Below are 24,363 nucleotides of genomic sequence, written 5' to 3' on the forward strand. Positions count from 1 at the left end.
GCGGCTCCGCTGGAATGGCGGCCACGTATAGAGGGGCAGGGGGCGAGCGTCAGCCGAAAAAGGCGCCGGTCATTCGGCGGCGATCTGCTGCTGCGCGGGCGTCGCGGCGACGGCGGCGGCGATCGCCTGTTCCAGCGCGGCGAGCGTGAACGGCTTGCGCAACACGCCGTGCTCGCCGAACTCGCTGGCGTTCACCTCGCCCGCAAAACCCGTGACGTACAGGACGGCGACAGCGGCGATCCGGTCGCCGAGCGCGGCGATCATCTCCGGCCCCGTACGACGCGGCATCAGCACGTCGGACAGGATGATGTCGATGGCATGCGCGTCGATCAGCGCGCCGGCCGCGAAGGGATCGTCGCAGGGCACGACATGATGGCCGAGCTCGACGAGCGCCTGGCTGGTCGCGGCCAGGACGCGCGGATCGTCCTCCACGACCAGGACGCGAAGCGCGGCGCGAGCACGCGGGCTGCCCGGATCGGCGATCGCGCTCGATACTTCGGCGGCGTGCGCGGGAGCGGATTCGCGTGGGATGTAGAGCGTCACCGTCGTGCCCACGCCCGGCGTGCTGGCGATGTCGACATCCCCGTCCAATTGGCGGACGAGTGCGAAGATCTGGCTCAGCCCCAGTCCCGTTCCCTTGCCGACGGGCTTGGTGGTGAAGAACGGCTCGAACACCCGCTCGACGATCTCGGGCGCCATGCCCTCGCCGCTGTCGGCGACCGCGATGGTGACGTGATCGCCCGCGGCGCACGCGCCCACTTCGCCCGCGGCGAGCGTCGCGCATGCGACCGCAATGCCGAGCGTGCCGCGCCCATTCATCGCGTCGCGCGCGTTGACGGCCAGATTGAGAATCGCGTTTTCGAGCTGGAGCCGGTCCGCGCAGACCCGCCAGCCCTGCGATCGGTCGTCGGTGGTGACGGTGATCGCATCGCCCAGCGTCCGGTCGAGCAGATTGGTCATGCCGCCGACCAGCGCGCCGACGCCGATCGGCTCGGGCTTCAGCGATTCCTCGCGGCTGAACGCGAGCAGGCGGCGGGTGAGCGCGGCGGCGCGATCGGCGCCCTCCCGCGCGCTGTCGAGGTGGCGGCGTGCGGTCGCGCCGTCGTGCAGGCTGCGTTGCGCAAGCTCGAGTCCGCCGAGCACGACCGCGAGCATGTTATTGAAATCATGCGCGATCCCACCGGTCAATTGGCCGACCGCGTCCATCTTCTGCGCCTGGCGGAGCTTGGCCTCCTGCGTGCGCAGTTCGTCGGTCGCCTGGGCCACCGCGGCGGCGAGTTCGACGGCGCGCTCCTGCGCCGCGTCCGCGTCCGCCCGCGCAAGGGCGCGCTCGCCGATCGCCTTCACCGTGAGCCAGCCCAGCGCGATCGCCCCCAGCACGATCAGGATGCCGAAGATCGCAAGCACGCCCGCGATGCGGCTCGACCGGTCGACCGAGGCCATCGCGGTCGCGGTGCGCTCGTCGAGCAGGCTGTGTTCGCGATCGATGATCTCGTCCAGCTCGGCGTTGATCTCCGTCAGCGAAGCGGCCTTGCGCGCCTTGTAATAGCGGGCCAGCGCCTGCTCGTTGAGCTTGTAGTTGGTCGAGAGCGCGATCAGCGACAATTCCTTGCCGCGCGTCTCATAGGCGTCGCGCAGCCGGTCGATCCGCGGCTGCTGCTCGACATTGTCGTCGGTGATCTGGTCGAGCCGGTCGATCTGGCCGCCCGCCTGTTGCCACTCGTCGAAATAGAGCTGGCCCAGCTGCTTGTCGCCGCTGATGACATAACGGCCGAGCGACGCCTCGGACCGGGCGATCGTCCCCGCCAGCGTGCGCGCGAGGATCATCACGTCATAGCTGTGCGTCTGCCGCCGGAGCGCGGCGTCGCGTTCGCGATTGGCGCTGCCGAGCGTCAGGATCAGCGCGATCAAAACGGCCGCGCCCAGCAGCGCCATCGCGACCAGCGTGATGGTGCGCCAGGCTGGCCAGCCTCCGGGGGCCGGTGCGTCCCGCTCGTCCCGCGTCATGACGGCGATCCTATCGGATGCCGATTGGCGTGAAAAGCGCCCCCACGCGCTTCAGCCGATGACGCCCACGGCCTGGCCCGCCGCGCGAAACATCGCCGTGATCCGCTCGATCTGTGCCGGTGTATGTTCGGCGCACAGCGAGCAGCGCAGCAGGAAGGTGCCGGCCGGCGTCGCGGGCGGGCGGGCCATGTTGACGTACAGCCCCGCCTCCAGCAGCGCCTGCCACATCGTGACGGCCTGTTCCTGATCGTCGAGGATCACCGCGATGATCGCCGATTCGGGCGTCTGCGTGCCCAGCCGGAATCCCATGTCGGTCAACGCGCCATGCAGCGTGCGCGCGTTGCTCCACAGCCGGGCGCGCTTGTCGTGCGCGACCGCCAGCTTGCGGATCGATTCCGCAGCGGTGGCGACGACCGAGGGCGGCAGGCTGGCGGTGAAGATATAGGCGCGGCAGGCGAGGCGGATCGCCTCGAACTTCGGATGGTTCGAAACGCAGAAGCCGCCGACGGTGCCGACAGATTTGGAAAAGGTGCCGACGATGAAATCCACCTGGTCGGCGAGATCCTGATCTTCGTACACGCCGCGGCCGTTGGGACCGAAAAAGCCCATCGAATGCGCTTCGTCGACCAGCACCATGCAGCCATGTTTCTTCGCCACCGCGACCATCTCGCGTAGCGGCGCGATGTCGCCGAGCATCGAATAGACGCCCTCCAGCACCACCAGCTTGGCGGGCTCCTTCGGCAGCCGCCCGAGCCTCTTGTCGAGATCCTCGACCGAATTGTGGCGGAAGCGCACGATCTCGGCATTGCCCTGCGCACACCCGTCATAGATCGAGGCATGGCTGTCGGCATCGAGAACGACATATTCACCCTTGCCGGCGAGCGTCGAGATCATGCCCAGATTGGCCATGTAGCCGGTCGAGAACACGATCGCGCCGGTCATGGCGTAGAAGTCGCGTAGCGCGTCCTCCACCTCGATATGATCGTGGAAGGTGCCGTTCAGCATCCGGCTGCCGTTGGTGCCCGAACCGAAGCGATCGAGCGCGGTCTTGCCGGCAGCGATCACGTCGGGATCGAACGTCATGCCCATGTAATTATAGGTGCCGAGCAGGATCGTGTCCTTGCCGCGGATCACCGCCTCGGTGGGCGATTTCACCTCTTCCATCACGATCGCGAACGGATCGCGCACGCCGGTGTCGAGCAAGGCGCGGCGTTCGGCGATCAGGCCGTCGAACTTGCTCATCAGGTCGCGTTCGGGCGCGACCGTCGGCGGATCGATCGGCAGGGCCTCGGCCTGGAATCCGGTTTCGGTCATCTCAGCCCCTCAGCTTTTCGACCGCGTCGACCAGCTGGCCGACCGTCTCGATATCCGCCTGCATGTTCATCGTGATGATGATGTCGAACTCGTCCTCGATCGCGGCGACGAAATCCATGACCGTCAGGCTGTCCCATTCGAGATCGCCCTGGAACGTCGTGGCTTCGGACAGTGCGACGCCCTTCTTGTTGAAGGGCGCGATCTGCGCGGCGACGGTGTCGAAGATGGTCTGGCGGTCGCTCATGATGGTCCTTTGCGGGTGCCGAGGCTCTGGCAGCCAAATGCGGCGGCTTTTCGACGCCTATAGCAGGCGGTGTGTGCGATACCATGCGGCGGTCGCGGCGAGCCCCGCGGGCGTGAGCGTCCGCGGCGTCCAGAGCGACGAGGGCGGGCGCTTCGCCGGATCCGCCGTCCAGTCGGCATGGCAGAGATAACGGGCGCGGTCCGCGGTCAGCTTGGCACCCGGCCCGCGCAGCTGAGCGTCGATCGCGGCGCCCGCGCGCAGCAACGACGCGGGCAGGTGGATCGGCCACACCCGCCGCCCCACCGCAGCGCCGATCGCATGGGCGAGTTCGGCATGCGTCATCCCGGTGCCGCCATCGTCCACCTCATAGACGGTGCGTGCACCATCGGTGGCGGCAAGCGCGAGCAGCAATTCGGCCAGATCCTCGACCGCGACCACCGACACGCGCCCCGGCGGCGGCAGCAGCGCGAGCCCGTATCGGGCGATGCGGAACATGTCGCGCATCTCGGTGTCGCGGGGGCCATAGATGCCGGTGGGGCGCACGATCGTCCAGGCGAGCGCGCTCGATTCAACCAGCCGCTCCGCCTCCGCCTTGGACCAGCCATAATCGGAAAGATGCGGCTCGCGTGCGGACAGCGACGAGACATGGACGAAGCGGCGCGTGCCGGCGCGGGTCGCCGCGGCGATCACCGCGCGCGTGCCCTCGACATTGCCGGCGACGAAACCCGCACGGTCGGCCGCGTTCACCACGCCCGCGACGTGGACGACGGCGTCGGCGCCCTCGACCAGCGCGGCGAGGGCGGCGGCGTCGTCCAGCGCGCCCGCGATCCACGTCACGCCCTCGCGCGCCGGCTGCGGCCGCCGGGCCAGCGCGCGGACATCATGCCCCTCGGCCAGCGCCTGGTCGATCAGATGTCCGCCGACGAAGCCGGTGCCGCCGGTGAGCGCTAGGATCACAGCAGCGCCAGATGGTTGCGGTGGACCAGCGCGGCGCGGGGCTCGTGGCCGAGGATCGCGGCGTGCTCGTCGCTGCGCTTGCCCAGCAGCCGCGCGGCATCGGCCGAATCATATTCCGCCAGCCCGCGCGCCACCATGCCATCGGGGCCGGCGATCACCACCAGATCGCCGCGGACGAAATCGCCCTCGATCGCGGTCGCCCCGGCCGAGAGCAGGCTGCCCCCCGCCGCCAGTGCCGCCGCCGCGCCGGCATCGATCCGGATCGTGCCCCGCGCGGTAAGCCCGCCCGACAGCCACGCCTTGCGCGCCGGCGCCGCGCGTTCGGGGACGAAGACCGTGTGCCGCGCCTCGGTGGAAAGCGGCCGGTCGACCCGCCCGGAGGCGATGACGAGCCCCACGCCCGCGCCCGTCGCGATCCGCGCCGCGGCGATCTTCGAAACCATGCCGCCCGATCCCATGCCCGACGCCGAACCCGCGCCCGCCAGCGCGGCGATCGAATCGATCCGGTCGACGCGGGGAATATGCCGTGCGGCGGGGTTCTGATGCGGATCGGCATCGTAGAGTCCGTCGACGTCAGACAGCAGCACCACGCCCTGTGCGCTCGCCGCCTGCGCCACGCGCGCGGCGAGCCGGTCATTGTCGCCGAAGCGGATCTCCGCGGTCGCCACGCTGTCATTCTCGTTGATGACGGGCACCGCGCCCAGCCCGAGCAGCCGCCCGAGCGTCGCCGCGGCGTTGAGATAGCGACGGCGATCCTCCAGATCGTCCAGCGTCACCAGCATTTGCGCGGCGACGAGCCCCTGCGCGGCGAGGAGCTCGGCCCAGACATGGCAGAGCGCGATCTGCCCGGTCGCGGCGGCCGCCTGCGCGTCCTCCAGGCTGGCACGGCCACCTTTGCCCAGCCCCAGCCGCCGCGCACCCAGCGCGATCGCGCCCGACGACACGATCGCCACCTGCTGTCCGTCGCGCACGCGCTCCGCAACATCGGCGACGAGCCCGCCCAGCCATTCGCGCCGCACCCCGCCATCGGGATCGACGAGCAGCGCGGAGCCGACCTTGACGATCAGCCGCGCGCAATCGGCGGGGGCGAAGATCATCGCGTCAGACCGGCGACCACGCGATCTCGTCCTCGCCCTCGTCATCGGCCGCGACCACCGTCGCCTTGCTGCCGATCGCCTCGAGCAACCGGTCGAGCACCGCCTCGACGCCGTCGCCGCTCGCGCCCGACAGCGGCAACACCGGCGCGCCGCTCGCCTCGGCCAGCTCGGCCGACAGGGCGGCGATCAGCTCGGCATCGAGCATGTCCACCTTGTTGAGCGCCACGACGACCGTCTTGTCGGTCAGCCCGGCACCGTAATTCTCCAGCTCGTCGCGCACGATCCTGTACGATTCGGCGACGTTCGCATCATTGGCGTCCACCAGATGCAGCAGCACGCGGCAGCGTTCGATATGGCCGAGGAACCGGTCGCCGATGCCTGCGCCATCTGCCGCGCCCTCGATCAGCCCCGGGATGTCGGCCACCACGAATTCGCGCGCCTTGTGGCGCACCACGCCGAGCTGCGGGCGCGTCGTGGTGAAGGCATAGGCGCCGACCTTCGCCTGCGCGTTGGTCACCGCGTTGATGAAGGTGGATTTGCCCGCATTGGGCAGCCCCACCAGCCCGGCATCGGCGAGCAGCTTGAGGCGCAGCCACACCCAGGCCTCCTGGTACGGCCAGCCGGTGCCGTGCTGGCGCGGCGCGCGGTTGGTCGCGGTCTTGTAGGTCGCGTTGCCGCGCCCGCCGTCGCCGCCGCGCAGGAAGATCTTGCGCTGCCCGGCCTCGGTGAAATCGAGCAGCACCTCCTCGCGATCCTCGGACAGCACCTGCGTGCCCACCGGCACCTTGATGACGAGATCGTCGCCGCCCGCGCCGGTGCAGTTCTGCCCCGATCCGCCATGGCCGCGCGGCGCACGGAAATGCTGGGTGTAGCGAAAGTCGATCAGCGTGTTGAGCCCGGCGACCGCCTCGAAGATGATGTCGCCGCCCTTGCCGCCATTGCCGCCATCGGGGCCGCCATATTCGATGTACTTCTCGCGACGGAAGCTGACGGCGCCGGGGCCGCCGGCGCCCGAACGCGTGAAGATCTTGGCCTGGTCGAGAAAATGCATGGCGCGTCCCGTAACGGCTTAGCGGTCTTAAAGCGACGGTTTAACGCCGGGCGTCACCGCTTGGCCAGCAGCGCCTCGGTCGCGAGCGCCCGCGCGGTGTCGCGTGGCAGCCCCAGCGCGCGCGCCATCGGCCGGCCGAGCAGCGCGTCGCCCAGCGCCATCAGCACCAATTGCAGGGTCTCTTCGTGGATCGGCTTTTCATCGGGCATGTGCCCCTCGGCGAGTTCGTCGACCAGATCGTGGATCGCGGTCAGGATCGGATCGAGCGCATCCTCGTCGCCGCTGAGGATCATCCAGCTCGCCAGCGCGCCCGCGCCGCCCTTGCCGAACGCGTCGAACGTCAGGTCCACCACGTCGCGCGGCTGCTGCTCGCCGGCGCGGACGCTGAGCACGGCGGCGCGGATCATGGCCACGATCCCCATCGCCATCCGTTCGATCAACGCCTTCTGCAACCCTTCCGCCGAGCCGAAATGGTGCAGCACATTGGCGTGCGTCCGCCCGATGCGCGCGGCCACCGCCTTCAGCGTGACGCTCGAGGGCCCCTGTTCCACGAGCAGCGCGCGCGCCGCCTCCAGCGCGGCATCGCGCGATTCGCCGGGCGGGAGACGGCGGCGGGGCGGGGTGGCGGCGGGCATGGGGGCGTTTCGGCGCAAAAACGGGCGAAGGCAATCGTGCAGGCGCCGGCTAGGCCGCGATCGGCACGGGCTCGCTCCTTCGCCCGTCCAGATCGAGGACATAGGCCGCGGACGGAAACTCGCCTTCGCGCGCTGCCGACGCCTTCGCCATCACCGCGCCCGTGGGCCGGAAACCAAGCTTGTGCAGCACGCGGCCCGATGCCGGATTGTCGAGGAAATGCCACGCGCCCAGCCGGCCGATCGGCAGGGCATGACGCGCCATGTCGATCACCGCGCGGCCGGCTTCGGTCGCATAGCCGCGACCCCATGCGTCCGGCTTCAGCCAATAGCCGAGCTGCGGCGTGCCACCTTCGTCGCTGATGCCGATCCCGCCCACCAGTTCGGGCGCGTCGCCCTCATGCGCGAACACCAGGAAGCGTGCGTCATGTGCGCTGCGGGGCAGGGCGACGAAGGCCTGCGCATCGGCCAGCGTGTAGGGATGCGGCACGCGCGTCAGCATCCGCGCGACCCTGGCCTCGCCGATCGCGGCGGCCAGCGCGGGCGCGTCCTCGGGCCAACTTGGCCGCAACATCAATCTCTTGGTCCGTGCGAACACGTCGGCATCCTCCTTTTGCGGGCGCTGGCACGTCCGTGTGACGGGCCGGCGACAGATGGAGGGAGGCACGAAAAAAGGGAGCCGGGGTGACCCTGCTCCCTTGTTCGGTATCGCTTTCGCGAACCCGGGTCACCCTGGTGGGCAACCCGGCCGGTTGCCCGTTATTCGGCGGCGTTCGCCATTTGCTCGATGAAGCAGAATTTGCGGCCGAGACGGCCTTCCTTGAACGCGACTCGGCCGTCGACCAGCGCGAAGAGCGTATGATCGGTGCCCATGCCGACGCCGGCGCCCGGATAGAATTTCGTGCCGCGCTGGCGCACGAGGATGTTGCCCGCGATCGCTTCCTGACCGCCGAACTTCTTCACGCCGAGGCGGCGACCGGCCGAATCGCGACCGTTGCGCGACGAACCGCCTGCTTTCTTATGTGCCATGTCGAATTCGCTCCTTACGCCTGGGCGGCCGGGGCGTCGTGCCCGGCTGCGGTTTGACCGCCGACGCTCACGATCTTCAGGATCGTGTGCTGCTGGCGATGGCCGTTCTTGCGGCGGTAGTTGTGACGGCGGCGCTTCTTGAAGACGATGACCTTGTCCGCCTTCGCCTGCGCGATGATCTCGGCGGCGACCGTGAAACCCTCGACCGAACGCAGCTCCGAGCCTTCGCCCGCGAGCAGCACATCACCGAGCGTCACCGACGCGCCGGCTTCGCCGTCGATCTTCTCGACGACGATCTTGTCTCCGGCGGCGACGCGGTACTGCTTGCCGCCCGTGCGCACGATTGCGAACATGGCTCTCTTCTTTCCAAAAACACCTGTGCCCCGCGCAGGCGAGACCCGGCGGGAAGAAAGCGCGAGCTAGGCGAGGGGGGGCGGAGTGTCAACCCAAACTAGCAGGCGATTGGCGCCTCAGTGGCGATGCTGCTGGCGCAGGCGGTAGCGGCCATCGGCATAGCCGACGAACAATCCCGATATCGCGGGATGGTCCACCGGCTCGTCGCTTTCGTCCGCCACCAGATTCTGCTGGCTGACATAGGCGACGTAGCTCGATTCCATGTTCTCGGCGAGCAGGTGATAGAAGGGCTGGTCCTTGCGGGGCCGCACGCCTTCGGGAATCGCGTCATACCATTCCTCGCTGTTGGCGAAGACCGGGTCGACGTCGAAGATCACGCCGCGAAAATCGAACATCCGGTGACGCACCACGTCGCCGATCGAGAACCGGGCATGCGCGATCGGGGGCGCCTTCACCTCGGTGGCGGCGGCGTGTTCGGTGATGTCGTGACGGGGCATGCCTGCAATCTAATCATTGTTTCGCAGCGCACAAGCAGCCCCTTGTATCCCCCAAATGATTGCGTTAGGGCGCGCCCCTCGACCGGCCGACCCCGCATCCAGCAGGGCCGTAAGATCCTCGCGGAGAGGTGGCAGAGTGGTCGAATGTACCGCACTCGAAATGCGGCGTGCCCTAACGGGTACCGTGGGTTCGAATCCCACCCTCTCCGCCATTTACCCGCCCGTTGGCATTGGTTCTGGATGATCTAGGCGGATGTTTCCTGCCAAATGCTGACACGCAGGTGGACAGATGTGCTCACCCCAATCCGAGCATATGGTAGGTGGCGTCGTGGTCATTCCTGAACGTTAGAGTTGATAGAGGTAAGTTGGTGGCTTTATCGCTCGACAGCGATGGCAGCCGCGGCTCTGCAACCCGGGGCCAGTTTCTGCTCGGTCCGCAACCCGGTTGGCAAAGCCCTCGTGTCAGCCGCCGATCGTCACGGTCGTGGGGTGCGGCATGTCCGGTATCGTGAAGAGCAGCGTATGCGCGTTGGCATCGACCCGCGCCGGCACTGGCCGGCCCGCCACGGCGACGTGCGGCAAAGCAGACGTCCACGCGTGTAACGTCACGTCGATCGCATGCCACCAGGGGTGGAAACGACCCTCCCGTGCCGCGAAGACCAGGTGGGTGGCGTCGCACGTCACGCGCTGCCGCAGATAGTCCCCGTGCCGATAGGCGAAGCTCACGCCGTCGTCGAGGTACAGCGAGCCGCGGCAGTCTGCGCCGGGATAGACGCCAAGCGCCAAATTGCCCTTCGGCACCTCGCCCGTCGCCTGCACCAGCGGCTGGCGGGGAACGATCGCGCCTGGCCGCACGAACACGGCGAGGCGGTCGAGCGTCGGCTTCTCGTTCGTGGCCGCGGCCGAGATGCGCTGGCCGGTCCAGTAATCATACCAGCCGGAACCGGGCAGAGGGTTGGTATAGGCCGCCGGCGATTCGGGCGTCGGCGGCGGCGCCACGAGCAGATCGTCGCCCAGCATGAACTGCTGTTCGGTGCCGCCGAGATGGTCGCCCTTGGCCACCACCCCGGGATAGTCGAGAAACACCGGCCGCATCAGCGGCAGGCCGGTACGGCTGTTCTCGTCCGCCAGCGCATAGAGATACGGCAGCAACCGGTAGCGTTCCTCGATGTAGCGGCGGCGGATCGCTTCCTGCTCCGGGCCATGGACCCACACCTCCTGCGCCGGCTTGTCCTTCTGGTAGTGATCGCGGAAGATCGGATTGAAGGCGCCCACCTCGATCCAGCGCGTCAGGAGTTCGGGCGATGGCGCATCGCCGGCGAAGCCGCCGATGTCGTCGCCCGCATAGGCGAAGCCGGACAGCCCCAGGCTGATGAGCTGCGTCGTCGACAGATTGAGATGCGCCCAACTCGATAGGTTGTCGCCGGTCCAGGTCGCGGCATAGCGCTGGCCGCCGGCATAGGAGGCGCGCGTCATCACGAACGGCCGGCGGTCGGGCGCGAGCGCGAGCACCCCCTCATAGGTCGCGCGCGTGTTGAGCAGACCATAGACGTTGTGCATCTCGGCATGCGTGGCCGTGCGGGGTGCGAAGCCGGGTTCCTCGATCCGGTGGCGGACATCGAGCGGCATGGTCTTGGTGGGCGTATCGAACACCGAGGGCTCGTTCATATCGTTCCAGAAGCCCGAGACCCCCATGCCGACGAGGGCGCGGAACTGGTTGCCCCACCACGCCCGCGCCTTGGGGCGGCTGAAATCCGGAAACACCGAAGGGCCTGGCCAGACCGGACCGACATAGGGCCGTCCGTCGGGCCGCTTGACGAAGATGTCCGCCGCGTTTCCGCTGTCATAGGCGGCATAGCCTTGGCCGGGCGCATCCGCGATGTGGAGGTCGGTGATGGCAACGAGGTGAAGGTCCTGCGTCGCGAGCGACCGCACCAGGCCGGGCAGATCCGGGAACGCCTTCGTGTCGACGGTGAATGGACGATCACGATCCTGATAGTCGATGTCGAGCCATAGCGCGTCGGCGGGGATGTGGTCGCGGCGCAGGCGGTCGGCGATGCCCTGCACCTCGCCCTGCGTCATGTAGCTCCAGTGCGATTGCTGGAAACCCAGCGCCCAGAGCGGGGTGAGCGGCGGCCTTCCCGTCAGATAGGTGTAATCCTGCACGATCGCCTTCGGCCCTGCTCCGGCCATGACATAATAGTCGAGCGGCCCGCCTTCGGCACCGAACGACCAGGTGTCGCGCTCCGCTTTGCCGAAATCGAAGTTGCTGCGCCACGTGTCGTCGAGGAACAGGCCGAAGCTGGTGCCGCCGTCCTGCAGCCCGATCACGAACGGCACCGACTTGTAGAGCGGGTCCGTCGCCGGGCCGAAGCCGAACGAGTCGCTGTTCCACAAGGTGAAGGCGCCGCCCCGCCGGTCGAGCGGACCGGTCTTGTCCCCCAGGCCGAAGAAATGCGCGTCGTTCGGCATCGCCTTGCGGACGTGGAAACCGCCTGCGGTGTCGAAGGCCAGCGCGTCGCCCGGCGCGTCGTCGAGCAGCACGTGACCGGCACGGTCCGCGATCGTCATCCGCAGATGTATCCGGTCGAGCGTGACGGTGATCGCGGCGGTGGTCAGCCGCGTCTCGTCGCCCGATTCCACGACCGTGAACGGCACGCGGTGCGCCCGCACATCGGCCGGCACCGCCCATGACGCATCCTCCGGCAGCGCGGGATGGCCGGCGCGTACGCGCACGATGTCGTCCCGCGGCGCCGTTATCTCCAGCACCACGCCGCCCTGCGCGACCGTGTAGCGATCGGTCGTCCGCGCGGAGGCGCTGGCTGCCGTCAGCGCCATGGCCGCGAGCAGCACGATATGCCGGCCCCTCATGCCAGAACGAAGCTTGCCGGCGTGCCGCCCGTCGCCGACGGCGCGATCACGACGTCGAAGGCGCCGGGATCGGGGTAGCTCGTCAGATCGGCATGGACATAGCCCAGATCGGCCGCGGTCAGCGTGAAGGCGACGGTCGCGCTCTGGCCGGGCGCGAGATCGAGATGCCGGATGCCCTTCAGCACGCGGATGGGCTGGGTGATGCCCGCCACCCGGTCATGAATGTAAAGCTGCGCCACCTCGTGGGCCGGCCGATGGCCGGTGTTGGTGACGGTGGCGGTAACCGTCAGCGCGCCACCGGCCGCCATCCGCGCCGGCGCGACGGTCGAACCATAGGCGATCGTCGAATAGGTCAGGCCATGACCGAACGGATAAAGCGGCGCGTTCGTCACTTCACGGTATCGCGCCTTATAGGCTTTATCGTCGGTCAGCTGCGGCCGCCCGGTCGGCCGGTGGTCGTAGAAGAACGGCTCCTGCCCCGAGGCCTGGGGAAAGCTGACCGGCAGGCGTCCCTGGGGTGCGGCGTCGCCGAACACGAGGTCGGCAAGCGCATGGCCGGTTTCCGACCCCAGGAACCATGTCGCCATGATCGCCGGTGCGGCGCGCACCGCGCCGGTCAGCGCGAGCGCGCGGCCGTGGCGCAGCAGCACCACCATCGGCTTGCCGAGCGCGGCGAGCGCCTCGGCCAGCGCGAGCTGGGGCGCGGGCACGCCGATATCGACGCGGGCCTGCGCTTCGCCCGACATGCCCATGCTCTCGCCCACCACCAGCACGATCACGTCGCTCGCCCGCGCGGCCGCCATCGCCGCCGCGATCCCGCCGGCGAGCGGTGCCTCGTAATCCGATCCGCGCGCGACGTGCAGCCGCGCGCCCGATCCCAGCGCGGCGCGGAAGCCTTCCTCGATCGTGACGTGGTTGGCGACGTCGGGAAACACCGCCCATGGGCCCGGCAGGTCGGCCCGATCGGACACGGCAGGCCCGATCAGGGCGATCGCTCCGGTCTTGGCCAGTGGGAGGAGCCCGCCGTCGTTCTTCAACAGCACGACCGACTTGCGCGCCGCTTCCCGCGCCAGCGCCACCGTCTCGGGTCGGCGTATGTCCGCCGCCTCGCGCGCCGGGTCGAGCGAGCGATAGGGATCGTCGAACAGCCCGAGCGCTTCCTTCACCGCGAGCACGCGGCGCACCGCCCGGTCGATCACGGCCATCGGCACCCGCCCGGCCCGCGCCAGATCGGGCAAATGCTTCCAGTAGAGGCCGCTCTGCATCGAAATGTCGCAGCCCGCGGTCAGCGCCTTGACGACCGCATCGGGTCCGTCGGCGGCGTAGCCGTGCAGGATCAATTCCTCGTCGCCGGTATAATCGGACACGACAAGGCCGTGGAAGTCCCATTGGTCGCGCAGAACCTCGGTGAGCAGATAATGGCTGCCGGTAGAGGGCACACCGGCGATGTCGTTGAAGCTCGCCATCGTCGACAATGCGCCCGCGTCGAAGGCCGCGCGGAACGGCGGCAGATGGACCTGCCACAGCGTCGTCAGCGGGATGTCGGCGGTGTTGTACTCCATGCCACCCTGCACCGCGCCATAAGCGGCAAAGTGTTTCGGGCATGAGAGCATGCTCGTCGGATCGCGCAGGTCCTTGCCCTGAAATCCTTTGACGCGTGCGACGCCGAACTGCGCGCCGAGCCACGGATCCTCGCCCGACCCCTCGGCCACGCGGCCCCAACGCTCGTCGCGCGCCACGTCGACCATCGGCGCGAAGGTCCAGTGGAGCCCACGCGCGGTTGCCTCGATTGCGGCGGCACGCGCCGTGCGCTCGGCGAGCGATGGATCGAAGCTCGCCGCCTCCCCGAGCGGGATTGGAAACTGGGTGCGGAAACCATGGATGACGTCGCCAGCGAAGATCAGCGGGATCTTGTGCCGCGTCTGCTCGACCGCGACCTGCTGCAACGCGCGCCCGAGGGCCACACCCGAGCCGTTGAACAGTCCGGTCAGTTCGCCACGCGCGATCCGCGCCTTCAGCTCGACCAGCCCCTGGCGCTGGAGACCGGGATTGACCGCGGCGCCATCGTTGCGGACGGGATCGCTGTAGATCGAAAGCTGCCCGGCCTTCTCCTCCAGGCTCATGGCTGCGATCAGCGCATCGATCCGCGGCGCGATCCGGCCCGGCCGGGCGAGCAGCGGCCCCGTCGCCACCGTGACGGCCAGCGCGGAAGCGCCCTTCAGGATCGCGCGGCGTGAAAGGGTCATGCAGATGCTCCTCGAGAATGGCCGAGCCACGCGCCAGCCGCTGCGACGGGGCGAAAGCCGGCGGCGTGAAAGCCGCGACGGATGATGGGGCCGCTGGCAGCGCTTCGACAGAACCAGTCCCAGACGAGTCCGGACCGATGATTTTCCAGCCCGATCAGGATCGGTCCCTGATCGATGCCCAGATACTCGCCGCATACCCAGCCCGCGCGCGGATCGTGGGCGCCGGTCTTGGTCGGCATGTCGGCGGGGAAGCTGGGATTGAACGCGTCGACAAAGCCATAGTCGCGGTAGATCGCAGCGCCGTACCGCGCCCGCAGCGCACGGATCAGCGGCACGCCCAGGTCGGGCCTGAACATCACCGAACCGATCGCAGCCGTGGGCGCGATCGTACCGTCGTCGAACGACTCGCCGTCGCCGTCCTGGATGCCACGCGCGCCATATTCGCGGAACAGCACGCGCCGGCCGCGCACCGCACCGGACGCGTCTGCCGGCCCCTGGCACGCTGTCAGGCCCCAGCAGTCCGCGCCATAGCCGACGAAACCGCCGGGGTTAGCGATCGCATAGGCTCGCTGCGCCGCCGTCGCGCGCTGCGAGTTGATGAAATAGTCGATGCCCTTGCCGCGCATGAAGCCATCGGCGACCCCGCGGAAGTCGTACCAGCCATGGGAATATTGGTGGCCGAACATCGGCGAGAAGCCGAGCCGCGGTTCACCGAAGTCGCTGCGCCAGCTTGTCCCGACCGTCGCGCTCCAACTCGCCCATGTCTGGGGCGGAAGCGGGTGCGTCGGCGAGGCGAGACCGAGCAGATAGATCAGCATGCCCTCGTTGTAGCGATCCCAGTTGCGGTCGATCAGGCCGCGCGCATCATGGTCGCGCAGGCCCGGCTCCGGATGCCAGCCCATGCTGACGAGCCCGTTGTCGCGCGCCATGAAGGTCCAGTCGACGCCTTCGTACAGGCGGAGCGCTGTCGCGCGCACTTGCGCCTCGATCGGATCGTCACGGTCGAAATAGCCCGCCGCCGTCAGCGCGCCGCCCAGGAAGAGCGCGGTGTCGACGCTCGACAATTCGCACCGCCCGAACCGCGTGGCGCCGGCCATGTCGAGAAAATGGTAGAAGAAGCCCTTGTGACCGATGCTGCCGGTCGGCTCGGGCCCCTGTCGACCCCGCGCGAAGGTGGCCAGCGTCGTCAGCGCACGGCGTGCCGCCGCGGCGCGCGCGACATAGCCACTCGCCGCGCCGATGCAGTAGGCGGTGAGCGCGAAGCCGGTCGCCGCGATCGAGGCGAAATTCGGTGACGGCCAGTTGTCGGGTGCCAAGCCGGTCACCGGGTGCGCGGTGTCCCAGAAATAGCGAAAGGTGCGCCGGTGAAGATCGGCGAGCACCGGGTCCAGCGATCCCGCCCTTTCCGCCCTGACGGAAACGCCGCCGCCGAGTGCAAGGCCGAGGCCGACACCCCCGCGAAGCAGACCACGCCGATCCATATGCATCGCTTCGCTCCTCAAGACCGGCGCCCGCCCGCCGCGCCGTGACCGGGCGCAGCGCAACATCGCGCGATGAACTGCTCGTGCGACGGCATCAGCGACACGTTCGAGGCGATCACCTTTCCGACATGATCGATCAGCGCGTGCAGATCGGCGTCGGCGACCCAGTCGACCGCCGGGTGATGGGTGCGCGGGTTCAAGCCCTGGCCGAGCATCACCTGTACCCAACTCGCCAGCCCGAACATCTCGGAGCCATCGCGGAAGAATTGGCCATCGGCACCGAACAGGTCGATGTTGCGCTGCAGCGCCTCCGGCACGGTCATCATCCGCATATGGTTCCAGAACGGCGAATCATCCCGCTGCGTGACGTGGTAGTGCAGGATCAGGAAATCGCGGATGCGCTCGTATTCGAACGTCGATTGCTCGTTGTAGACGTCCTGCAATGCGACGTCGCAGTCGGCGTGCGGGAACAGATGCATCAGGCGGTTGATACCCGCCTGGACGAGATAGATCGCGGTCGATTCCAACGGCTCGAGAAAGCCGCCGGCAAGACCGATGGCGATGACGTTGCGATCCCACAACTTGCGGCGCTTCCCGGTCGTGAAGCGGATCGGCTTCGGATCGGCCAAGGGCTTGCCGTCGAGATTCGCCAGCAGAATATCCGCTGCGCGGTCGTCGGTGGTGAAGGCGCTGCTGTAGACATGGCCGTTGCCGGTCCGATGCTGCAGCGGGATGCGCCACTGCCATCCCGCCTCGCGCGCGGTCGAGCGGGTATAGGGGGTCGGCGGCCCCATCTTTTCACACGGCACCGCCAGCGCACGGTCGCACGGCAGCCAGTGCGTCCAGTCGTCGAACCCGACCTCCAGCGCATCGCCGATCAGCAATGCGCGAAAGCCGGTGCAATCGAGAAACAGGTCTGCGCGGATGCGCTCGCCGCTTTCCAGTTGTACGCTGTCGACGAAACCGCGGTCTCCACCCCGATGCACGGTGACGACCTTGCCCTCGACGCGTCGCACACCCTGCGCCTCGGCCCGGCGGCGGAGGAAACGGGCATAGAGCACCGCATCGAAATGATAGGCATAGGCGATGTCGGCGAGTGGCGAGCCCTTGGGGGCGTCACTCGGCGCTGCCATGAACTTGCCGAGTGGCGCGGCGACCGTGTTCAGCGAATAGGCGCCGATATCCTTCGCCTGCCCCCTGGCCCGCGCCTTCAACCAATATTGGTGGAACGGCAGCAGCCCCAGATCGCGGCCGATGGTGCCGAAGCCGTGGACGTAGCTGTCGCCGATCCGGCCCCAGTCGTCGAACCGGATGCCGAGCTTGAAGCTGCCCTGCGTCTCGCGGACGAATTCCGCTTCGTCGATCTCGAGCATGCGGTTGAAGGCGGAAAGGTGAGGGACGGTCGCCTCGCCGACGCCGATCAGCCCGATCTCCTCCGATTCCACCAGCGTCACGTCGATCTTGCGACCGAACATCTTGGAGATGGCAGCCGCGCTCATCCAGCCCGCGGAACCGCCGCCGATGATCGCCACCGACCGGATCGGCGCCGCGCCTTGCTGTTCCGTCATCGATCACCGTTCAGGGTTTGAGTGCCGCGATCCAGGCACGCCTCGCATACCGGAACCGGTCAGGAAACGGGTGGCGTCGGGGCTGCGCGGCACGACGGCCGCGACCCGGGTAGGCGCCCGGACCGCGGCTGCCGCCGAACCGCCTAGAAGTGCAGGCCCGCCGAGAACTTCACCGTGAAGGGCAGGCCGGTCGAGGTCGAGCGGTTATACTGCGCTGGTGCGAGCAGGTTGACGTTGCCGTACGGCAGCCCTCCCGTGACGCCGGCCGGCAGTTGGGTGTTGTAGAAGATCGCGTTGGGATCGTAGTTCTTGAAGTTGAACAGGTTAAGGATGTCCGCGCGGACGAAGCCGCCGACCGACTTGTAAAACGTCACGTCCTTGGACACCTGAAGATCGATGTCCTTGTAGCCGAGGAAGCCGTTCGGCCGCCGGCTGTAGAACAACGACTCGCCGCCATAGGAGTTACAGGCCGCCGAGCAACCGATGATGGTGGTGGCGTATTGCGGCGTCGCCAGCGTGACCTTGGTCGCGGCCGAGATGCCCCAGAACAGATCGCGCGTGTAGGTCGCCACGATCCGGTGCGTCGGCACTGCGGTCGCCCGGACATAGGGATACAGGTAGCTGTACGGCAAATCGAACAGATACTGGTTGCTGTTGATCGAATAGGGGTTGGCCCCGCCCGCGAGATTGTTCTGTTCGGCATAGGACAGCGTGTACGAGATCGTCGCGCTCCAATGCGAATCCCGCGTGTACGCCTTCTGTGCGCCGATGCCGAGCTGCAGCAGCCGGTCCTTGGCACCGTTGTCGAACAGGATGAGCGAGCCCGCGCCGGGCACCCCCGATGCGCCCCATGGGATGCCGTTCTGGAAATAGGAGCCATCGCTGTAGCGGTTGCCGAGCCGGCCGACGATGCCGTCGAAGCTCTCGATGTACGACAGGGTGACTTCGGTGTTCCAGTCGCCGATCTTGTTGCGCATGCCGAGGCTGAACTGGTCGGAATGCGGCGTGCGGATGTTGTTGTGCAGCAGATCGATCTCGTGGGAGCTAGGCGCGATCGGGATCGTCGCCAGCCCCGCCGCCGTCAGATAGCTCGGATTGTAGGCATAGCAGTGGTTCGCCGAGTTGACGTCGTTCGCGGTGGCGCAGGCGCCAAACGAATCCGTGGTCTGCGCAGACGGGAAATAGACCTGCGGGTTGCCGTTGAGCGCAATCTTCAGCTGCTCCAGCGCCAGCGTGCCGAAGAGGTTGCGGTTGTATGCGCGGGCATAGCCGCCGAAGATGACGTGCCGGCTGTCGCCATAGACGTCGTAAGAGAAACCGAGGCGCGGCGAGAAATTGTTGGGCGCATGGCGGTTGGCGCCGGTGCTGATATAGTCGTTGATGTTGTAGCCGGGCGTGTTGCCGTTACCCTGCGCAAGGACGGAGGCGTAGCTCTGCGACACGGTCGAGGAAAACGGCCCGTTGATGCCGGCGACGACATAGCCGGGCGTCACATAGTTCAGATAGGCCGGCACCTCCTCGCGATCCCAGCGCAGGCCGAGGTTCACCGTCAGGTTGCGATTGATGTTCCAATCATCCTGCACATAGGCGCTGTACTGCTTGTCGGTGGTGGTCACGCTCGGCGACGCGACGCCGGCCGACAGCAGCGGGTACTGCACCTCGAACGGCGCGGCGGCGACCCCGTTGGGGGTAACGGCATAATAATAGGTCGCGCTGTTCAGGTCGTTGCTCGCATTCTGCGAGGTCAGCTTGATCGAGTTGAACGTGAAACCCACGCGGAACGTGTGGTCGCCTGCCAGCTTGACGTTGGGCACCGTCAGGTCGTCCTTCGCGGTCCAGCCGCGCTGACGGCTGATCGCGCCGATCCCCGATCCCGCACCGCCGACGACGATCAGCGTCGTTTGCTGCCCGTTGATCGTGCCGTCCGGATAATAGACATATTGCTGCTGCGGCGTGGTCGTGGTCGCGATCGTCGACGTGTTGGTATTCTGGTAGCCGACCAGCGCTTCGTTCGTCCAGCTCTCGGCGTTGTGCTGCCAGCGGAAGTCGGCGCGGCGGTCGTCGTTCTTGAACGGCGCACGAGTCGAGGCGGCCGCCTGCCCGGTATTGCCACTAAGCGAGTTTTCGAGGCGAAACTTGATCGTGCCCTCGAACCGGTCCTTGTCGGTCGGCTCCAGGTCGATCTTGCCGAAATACAGATTTTCGGTGAACGGGTTCGTCACTGGGCCATATTGGCTGGCGATATTCGCGGGGAGCACCGCCACCGCCTGGGCCGGCGAGATACCGGAACCGGGCACGACGCTGTACTGGTTCGACAGGTCCTTGTGTTCCCAGGTGAAGAAGAAGTGCGCGATATCCTTGACGATCGGGCCGCCAAGCGCGACGCCATACTGCTTGCTCGGCACCTTCGCCTTGGCGGTGTCGCTCGCTTCTTCGGCTATCGTGCGCGCGCGCAGATTCTGGTTGGTGTACTCGAAGAACGAGTCGCCGTGGAACTGGTTCGTGCCCGACTTGGTCTGCGCGATGATGACCGAGCTGCCGGCGTCGCCATAGGCGGCGCTGTAGTTCGACGTGACGACCTTGTATTCGCCGATCGCAAGCTGCGGGAACGGGTTGCCGGGATCGCCATTGCCCTGCGGGCCGCCGCTGCCGGTAATGCCGGAGCCGCCGTTGATGAAGTCCTTCTGGCTGACGCCGTCGATATAGACGTTCACCGACGAGGCGAGCTGTGCGCCGCCGCGGAGCGATGTGTTGCCCTGCGAATCGACCTGGAACTGGACGCCTGGAACCGTGTCGGCGAATTCGAGGAAGTTGCGCGTGATCTGCGGTAGCGCGGCGATGTCGTGCAGCGTTACGAACTGGTTCACTTCCGACGAGTGTACGTCGGTCGTCGGGCGCGTGCCGCGTACCACGATGTCGCCTGCCGCCGCTGCGTTCGCCGCATCCAGGTCCAGGACCGACGTCGATGCTACCGTGACGACTACATCCGCCGCCTGCGCACCGGCCACGACGTGGTAGTTGCCGGGCTGGAGACCGGCGATGACATAGGTGCCGTCAGCCCCCACCGTCGCACGACGAACCGAGCCGGTATTCACCTCGGTGGCCACGATCTCGACGCCGGCCTGGGCATGGCCGCGAAGCGTCGCCTGGGCGAGCTGGGCAAACGCCGCCGTTGGCGCGACAATTCCGCCGGCGGCGGCCATCGCCACCGCGGATGCTCCTAGCCGCGCAAGGACGGCCGCCCGCTGAAGACCCTTAACTTTCATGTTCCACCCCCTCATCCAGACTGCCAATCCAGTCCGTACGGCCCTCTGCGAGACCTCGTTCATCCGTATGTATCCGGTTACATTTGAAACGCAAGCAGGCGCATCGAGGACGACCGCTCGGCTTTCGGAGTGTGGCATCGCCGCCACAATCGCTGGCGGCCGCTCGATCGGGATCGGTATCCGGGGAGGCGTCTATCCTGGCCGCGTGGCGGCATGGGGATCGGCAGAACCATCGTTCCCGTCGCTGCTGGCCCTGACGATCAGGTCGGGGCAGAATTGCTGAAGCAGGGGCGGCGCCGGTCCATCGCCGAGCATCGCGATCAGCGCACGCAGAGCGACTTCCCCGATGTCTGCGGCCGGCACGCGGAGGGTCGTCAGCGCAAGGTGGCGCGCGAGTGGAATATCGTCGAACCCGACCACCGCGACATCCAGCGGCACGCGCACGCCGCGGGATCTCAATGCCTGCATGGCGCCGAATGCCATCATGTCGTTGGCGGCAAACACCGCGTCGAACGCGACGTTCGACGCGAATAGCCGATCGATCGCGCGCGCGCCTCCGTCGTCGCGAAAATCCCCCTCGATCAGCACCGGCGGATCGCCGCCGAGCGCGTGAAGAGCCGCAACGAACCCTTCGCGCCGCTCATCCGCATCATAGTTTCCCCGCGGCCCCGTGATGTGGACGATGCGCCGTCGACCGATCGCCAGGAGATGACGCGCGGCGGCGTGAGCACCCTCGCGATTGTCGACGCCGATCGTCGGCCGTTCGCTGTTCGGTTCGCAAAAGACCTGGAGGCAAGGGTGGTCGGCAGGGACGAGTGCGTCGATCTCGTCTGCGCGCAATTGCGGTGCCATGACGAGCAGCCCGTCGACACGGCCGTGCATGGCGCGAAGCGCCTGGCCGGCCAGCACCGGATCGGCATGCATGGTGGAGAGCAGCAACAGATATCCCGCCTCGCTCGCTGCGCGATCGAACCCGCGGATGAGTTCGGAGAAGAATTCGCCGTGAAGGTCGGGTACGACGATGCCGATGGTGTGCGTCTTGGAGCGGGACAGCGAGCGGGCGGCGGCGTTGGGGACATAGCGCAACGCGGCAACCGCTTTCATCACCCGCTCGCGGGTAGCGGTCGTGACGTTGTCGAGGTCGTTGAGCGTGCGGGAAACCGACGCGACCGAGACATTGGCCGATCGGGCAACGTCACGAATGGTCGCAGCGCGTGGCTTCAATCCCATAGACCGTTCCTTGTCGATCGCCGGACCGGGTCGAACGCGTTTGGGGGGACATCGGCCATTCGCCATCCTTGCAGCATCGCTTGATGATGACGTGAGTCCCGGCTTTTATCCAGCCAAAGCAGAGACAGGGTTCCGCGCGGACGCCCGGGAACAGGCTGCCGGAGCGGGCCGAGCGCGGAGCACTCGCGCGCGGTGTAAAGGGTGGACGGCGAAAAGAGGCGATTTCCGGACTCGTCGGTTGCGATCGAAGGCGCTCGCACCGCGCGGGGGCGCCACGGCCTCGTAGGCGGGACGATGAAGCCGCCTGACCTGTTGTCCGGGCCGGTGGTTGGGCGCACATGGGGACGGCTGATGTCCGCTTCCTCGCTCACGATTGATCGGCGCTCGAACGCCTTTCTGATGATCTATGCGCTCGCCAATGCCGGCGGGGTAATCGGCTATCTGCCGCTGCTCACGCTCTTGCTTCCGCTGAAGATCGAGCGGATCGCGGGCAATGCGCGGCTTGACCTGCTGGCAGCGACCGCAGTCGGCGGCGCGTTGGTGGCAAGTGCGGCGAACATCGGCTTTGGCTGGCTCAGCGACCGGTCGGTCGTTCGCGGCAATGGCCGGCGACGATGGATGGCCGGCGGCCTCGTCGCGATCGCCGCGTCCTATCTCCTGCTCATCGGGGCGTCCTCATGGTTCGCGCTGGTCGCCGCGGTGCTGTTGTTTCAGGTCGCGATCAATGCGCTGCTCGCGCCGATGGCCGCGCTGATGGCCGACGAGGTGCCCGACATCCAGAAGGGCGTTGCGGGCGGGCTGACGGCGCTAGCTGGCCCGGTGGCGTCGGGGATCGGCGCGGTGCTCGTCGGTCTCGCCATGCTCGGTGAAGACGCCCGCATGGCCATCATCCCGGCCGTGAGCGCTATGTTCGTCGTTCCGCTGCTGATGACGCGGGCACGGCCGGCCGACGACCCCGCCATGCCGCTTCCGCCAAGGCCGGCACGTCGCGACATCATCGTCGCCTGGGCAGCGCGGCTGCTGGTGCAGATCGCCGGGATCGCGCTGTCGCTGTACTTCTTCTACTATGTCGAGAGCCTGGTACCGGAGATGCCCAAGGCCATGCTGTCCCGGTCCGTCGGCCGCCTCATCGCGCTCGCCGCCGTGGCGGCCTTGCCGGTCGCGGTGCTGCTCGGCCGCCTCTCCGACCGCGTCGGGCGCCGTAAGCCGTTCCTGCTCGGGGCGGCGGCGCTGGCGGCAACAGGTCTCGCCGCTATGGCGCTGGTCCATGCCTGGCAGCCGGCCGCGGTCGGCTTCGTCCTGTACACGATCGGGGCAGCCGTGTTCCTGGCCTTGCACGCCGGCTTCACGATGCAGCTCCTGCCCGATCCACGGCACCGCGGGCGCGACCTGGGGCTGGTGAACCTCACCAACACGCTGCCGTCCGTCCTTGGCCCTCCGCTCGCGTGGCTCTTGGCGACGCCGCGCGACTTTTCTGCGCTCCTGCTGGCCTTGGCGGCGCTGACGATCGCGGGCGGCGCGACGATGCTTGGGGTGCGGGGCCGCCGTTAGATGAGGCGGCGCTGCCTTCAGGTCATGGAACGTATGTGGTCGATAAAAGCCTTGAGGGGCGGCGGCACAAGCCGGCGGCTGGAATGATAGAGAAAAGGTCCCGAGAAGGGTTGCCACCATTCCTTGAGAACGGGTCGCAACGCGCCGCTCGTCAGATGAGGCTCCAACCAGCCCTCGAACAGGTGGATGACGCCAACCCCTGCGATCGCGGCCTCGACGGCCAGATCGATCGCGCCACCGATGCCGACGGTGAGCCTGGCCTGGGGATCGATGCGGATCACCTCTCCCGCGCGCTCGAACTCCCAGGGAGAGGTCAGTCGACCGCTGGCGAAGCGACCGAGGATGGAGGGGTGGGCAAGGAGGTCGCGCGGGTGCGCGGGGAGGCCATGCCTGTCCAGATGCGCTGACGAGGCGGCCGTGGCGAAACGCTGTACGCGCGGACCGATCGGGATCGCGATCATGTCCTGCTCCAGCCGCTCGTCATAGCGGATGCCCGCGTCGCAGCCCGAGGCCAACACGTCGACGAAGCCGTCCTCGGCGACGATCTCCACGGCGATGCCAGGGTGTGCGGCGAGAAAGCCGGGCATGATCGTTGGCAGCACCAGCCGGGCGGCGCTGACCGGTACGTTCAGCCTGAGCGTGCCGGTCACCCCCTCTCGCAGGTCGTCGACGGCGCCCAGCGCCGCAGCCACCTCGTCGAGCGCTGGCGCGAGCCGCTCGAGCAAGCGGGCACCAGCCTCGGTAGGCGTCACGCTGCGCGTGGTTCGGTGAAGCAGGCGGACGCCGAGCGACGCCTCCAGCCGGCGCACCGCTTCACTCAACGTGGACGCGCCGACGCCTGCCGTGCGTGACGCCTCGCGAAAGCCGCGGGCGCGTGCCACGGCCAGGAAGGCATTCAAGTCGGCAAGGTCAGGTGTCATTGTTCGTCTTTCCGCACGGCCTGTGCCGATCATGCCGGATTATCACCG

19 protein-coding genes and 1 tRNA gene are annotated in these 24,363 nt (G+C 67.7%); 2 read left to right on the plus strand and 18 right to left on the minus strand.

The window, feature by feature from the left end:
- Positions 1-69: 69 nt before the first annotated feature.
- The 11 genes from L8H00_RS08205 to hspQ all read right to left on the minus strand — a co-directional run bounded on the left by L8H00_RS08205 (position 70) and on the right by hspQ (position 9,182).
- Positions 70-2,007, minus strand: coding sequence for an ATP-binding protein (locus L8H00_RS08205; protein WP_242096818.1), 1,938 nt, complete (start codon positions 2,005-2,007; stop codon positions 70-72).
- 51 nt (positions 2,008-2,058) lie between these two features.
- On the minus strand, positions 2,059-3,321 hold the full coding sequence (locus L8H00_RS08210) for an aminotransferase class I/II-fold pyridoxal phosphate-dependent enzyme (protein WP_242096819.1): 1,263 nt from the start codon (positions 3,319-3,321) through the stop codon (positions 2,059-2,061).
- A 1-nt stretch (position 3,322) separates the two neighbouring features.
- A complete protein-coding gene (locus L8H00_RS08215; RefSeq protein WP_242096820.1) occupies positions 3,323-3,565 on the minus strand; it encodes an acyl carrier protein in 243 nt (80 codons plus the stop codon).
- A gap of 57 nt (positions 3,566-3,622) precedes the next feature.
- Positions 3,623-4,522, minus strand: a complete 900-nt coding sequence (locus L8H00_RS08220; protein WP_242096821.1) for an NAD(P)H-binding protein — start codon at positions 4,520-4,522, stop codon at positions 3,623-3,625.
- Positions 4,519-5,619: a glutamate 5-kinase gene (gene proB, locus L8H00_RS08225; protein WP_242096822.1), complete on the minus strand. Its 1,101-nt coding sequence runs from the start codon at positions 5,617-5,619 to the stop codon at positions 4,519-4,521. The genes L8H00_RS08220 and proB overlap by 4 nt, the downstream gene beginning before the upstream one ends.
- Before the next feature lie 4 nt (positions 5,620-5,623).
- Positions 5,624-6,670 (minus strand): GTPase ObgE, encoded by a 1,047-nt coding sequence (gene obgE / locus L8H00_RS08230; protein ID WP_242096823.1) that lies wholly within the window; start codon positions 6,668-6,670, stop codon positions 5,624-5,626.
- A 53-nt stretch (positions 6,671-6,723) separates the two neighbouring features.
- On the minus strand, positions 6,724-7,305 hold the full coding sequence (locus L8H00_RS08235) for a TetR/AcrR family transcriptional regulator (protein WP_242096824.1): 582 nt from the start codon (positions 7,303-7,305) through the stop codon (positions 6,724-6,726).
- A gap of 49 nt (positions 7,306-7,354) precedes the next feature.
- Positions 7,355-7,876 carry a GNAT family N-acetyltransferase gene (locus tag L8H00_RS08240; protein ID WP_242096825.1) on the minus strand — a complete coding sequence of 174 codons (522 nt, stop codon included), beginning with the start codon at positions 7,874-7,876 and terminating at the stop codon, positions 7,355-7,357.
- 185 nt (positions 7,877-8,061) lie between these two features.
- Positions 8,062-8,331 (minus strand): 50S ribosomal protein L27, encoded by a 270-nt coding sequence (gene rpmA, locus L8H00_RS08245; protein WP_242096826.1) that lies wholly within the window; start codon positions 8,329-8,331, stop codon positions 8,062-8,064.
- A gap of 14 nt (positions 8,332-8,345) precedes the next feature.
- Positions 8,346-8,684: a 50S ribosomal protein L21 gene (gene rplU, locus L8H00_RS08250; RefSeq protein WP_242096827.1), complete on the minus strand. Its 339-nt coding sequence runs from the start codon at positions 8,682-8,684 to the stop codon at positions 8,346-8,348.
- Between the two features lie 117 nt (positions 8,685-8,801).
- Positions 8,802-9,182, minus strand: coding sequence for a heat shock protein HspQ (gene hspQ, locus L8H00_RS08255; protein ID WP_242096828.1), 381 nt, complete (start codon positions 9,180-9,182; stop codon positions 8,802-8,804).
- Between the two features lie 122 nt (positions 9,183-9,304).
- Between hspQ and L8H00_RS08260 the strand changes: the two genes are divergently transcribed.
- Positions 9,305-9,394: transfer RNA gene (locus tag L8H00_RS08260), tRNA-Ser, on the plus strand.
- A 250-nt stretch (positions 9,395-9,644) separates the two neighbouring features.
- Here the strand turns inward: L8H00_RS08260 and L8H00_RS08265 are convergent.
- From L8H00_RS08265 to L8H00_RS08290, 6 genes are all read right to left on the minus strand, one after another.
- Entirely contained in the window at positions 9,645-12,053 is a 2,409-nt protein-coding gene (locus tag L8H00_RS08265; protein WP_242096829.1) for a TIM-barrel domain-containing protein, read from the minus strand.
- Positions 12,050-14,299: a glycoside hydrolase family 3 N-terminal domain-containing protein gene (locus L8H00_RS08270; protein ID WP_242096830.1), complete on the minus strand. Its 2,250-nt coding sequence runs from the start codon at positions 14,297-14,299 to the stop codon at positions 12,050-12,052. Before L8H00_RS08270 ends, L8H00_RS08265 begins: the two co-directional genes overlap by 4 nt.
- Entirely contained in the window at positions 14,296-15,786 is a 1,491-nt protein-coding gene (locus tag L8H00_RS08275) for a glucoamylase family protein (RefSeq protein WP_242096831.1), read from the minus strand. Before L8H00_RS08275 ends, L8H00_RS08270 begins: the two co-directional genes overlap by 4 nt.
- Before the next feature lie 11 nt (positions 15,787-15,797).
- The gene (locus L8H00_RS08280) at positions 15,798-17,348 is read right to left on the minus strand and encodes a tryptophan halogenase family protein (protein WP_242096832.1); all 1,551 of its coding nucleotides are present in this window, start codon (positions 17,346-17,348) and stop codon (positions 15,798-15,800) included.
- 143 nt (positions 17,349-17,491) lie between these two features.
- The gene (locus tag L8H00_RS08285; protein WP_242097053.1) at positions 17,492-20,551 is read right to left on the minus strand and encodes a TonB-dependent receptor; all 3,060 of its coding nucleotides are present in this window, start codon (positions 20,549-20,551) and stop codon (positions 17,492-17,494) included.
- A 255-nt stretch (positions 20,552-20,806) separates the two neighbouring features.
- Positions 20,807-21,844 (minus strand): LacI family DNA-binding transcriptional regulator, encoded by a 1,038-nt coding sequence (locus L8H00_RS08290; protein ID WP_242096833.1) that lies wholly within the window; start codon positions 21,842-21,844, stop codon positions 20,807-20,809.
- 351 nt (positions 21,845-22,195) lie between these two features.
- On the opposite strand from L8H00_RS08290, the gene L8H00_RS08295 reads away from it, so the two are divergent.
- Positions 22,196-23,395: an MFS transporter gene (locus L8H00_RS08295; RefSeq protein WP_242096834.1), complete on the plus strand. Its 1,200-nt coding sequence runs from the start codon at positions 22,196-22,198 to the stop codon at positions 23,393-23,395.
- Between the two features lie 17 nt (positions 23,396-23,412).
- Here the strand turns inward: L8H00_RS08295 and L8H00_RS08300 are convergent, their stop codons facing one another.
- Complete coding sequence (locus tag L8H00_RS08300) at positions 23,413-24,315, minus strand: LysR family transcriptional regulator (protein WP_242096835.1); 903 nt, start codon at positions 24,313-24,315, stop codon at positions 23,413-23,415.
- Positions 24,316-24,363: the final 48 nt, after the last annotated feature.

The organism is Sphingomonas sp. CROZ-RG-20F-R02-07, from assembly GCF_022662335.1.
Lineage (GTDB): Bacteria > Pseudomonadota > Alphaproteobacteria > Sphingomonadales > Sphingomonadaceae > Sphingomonas.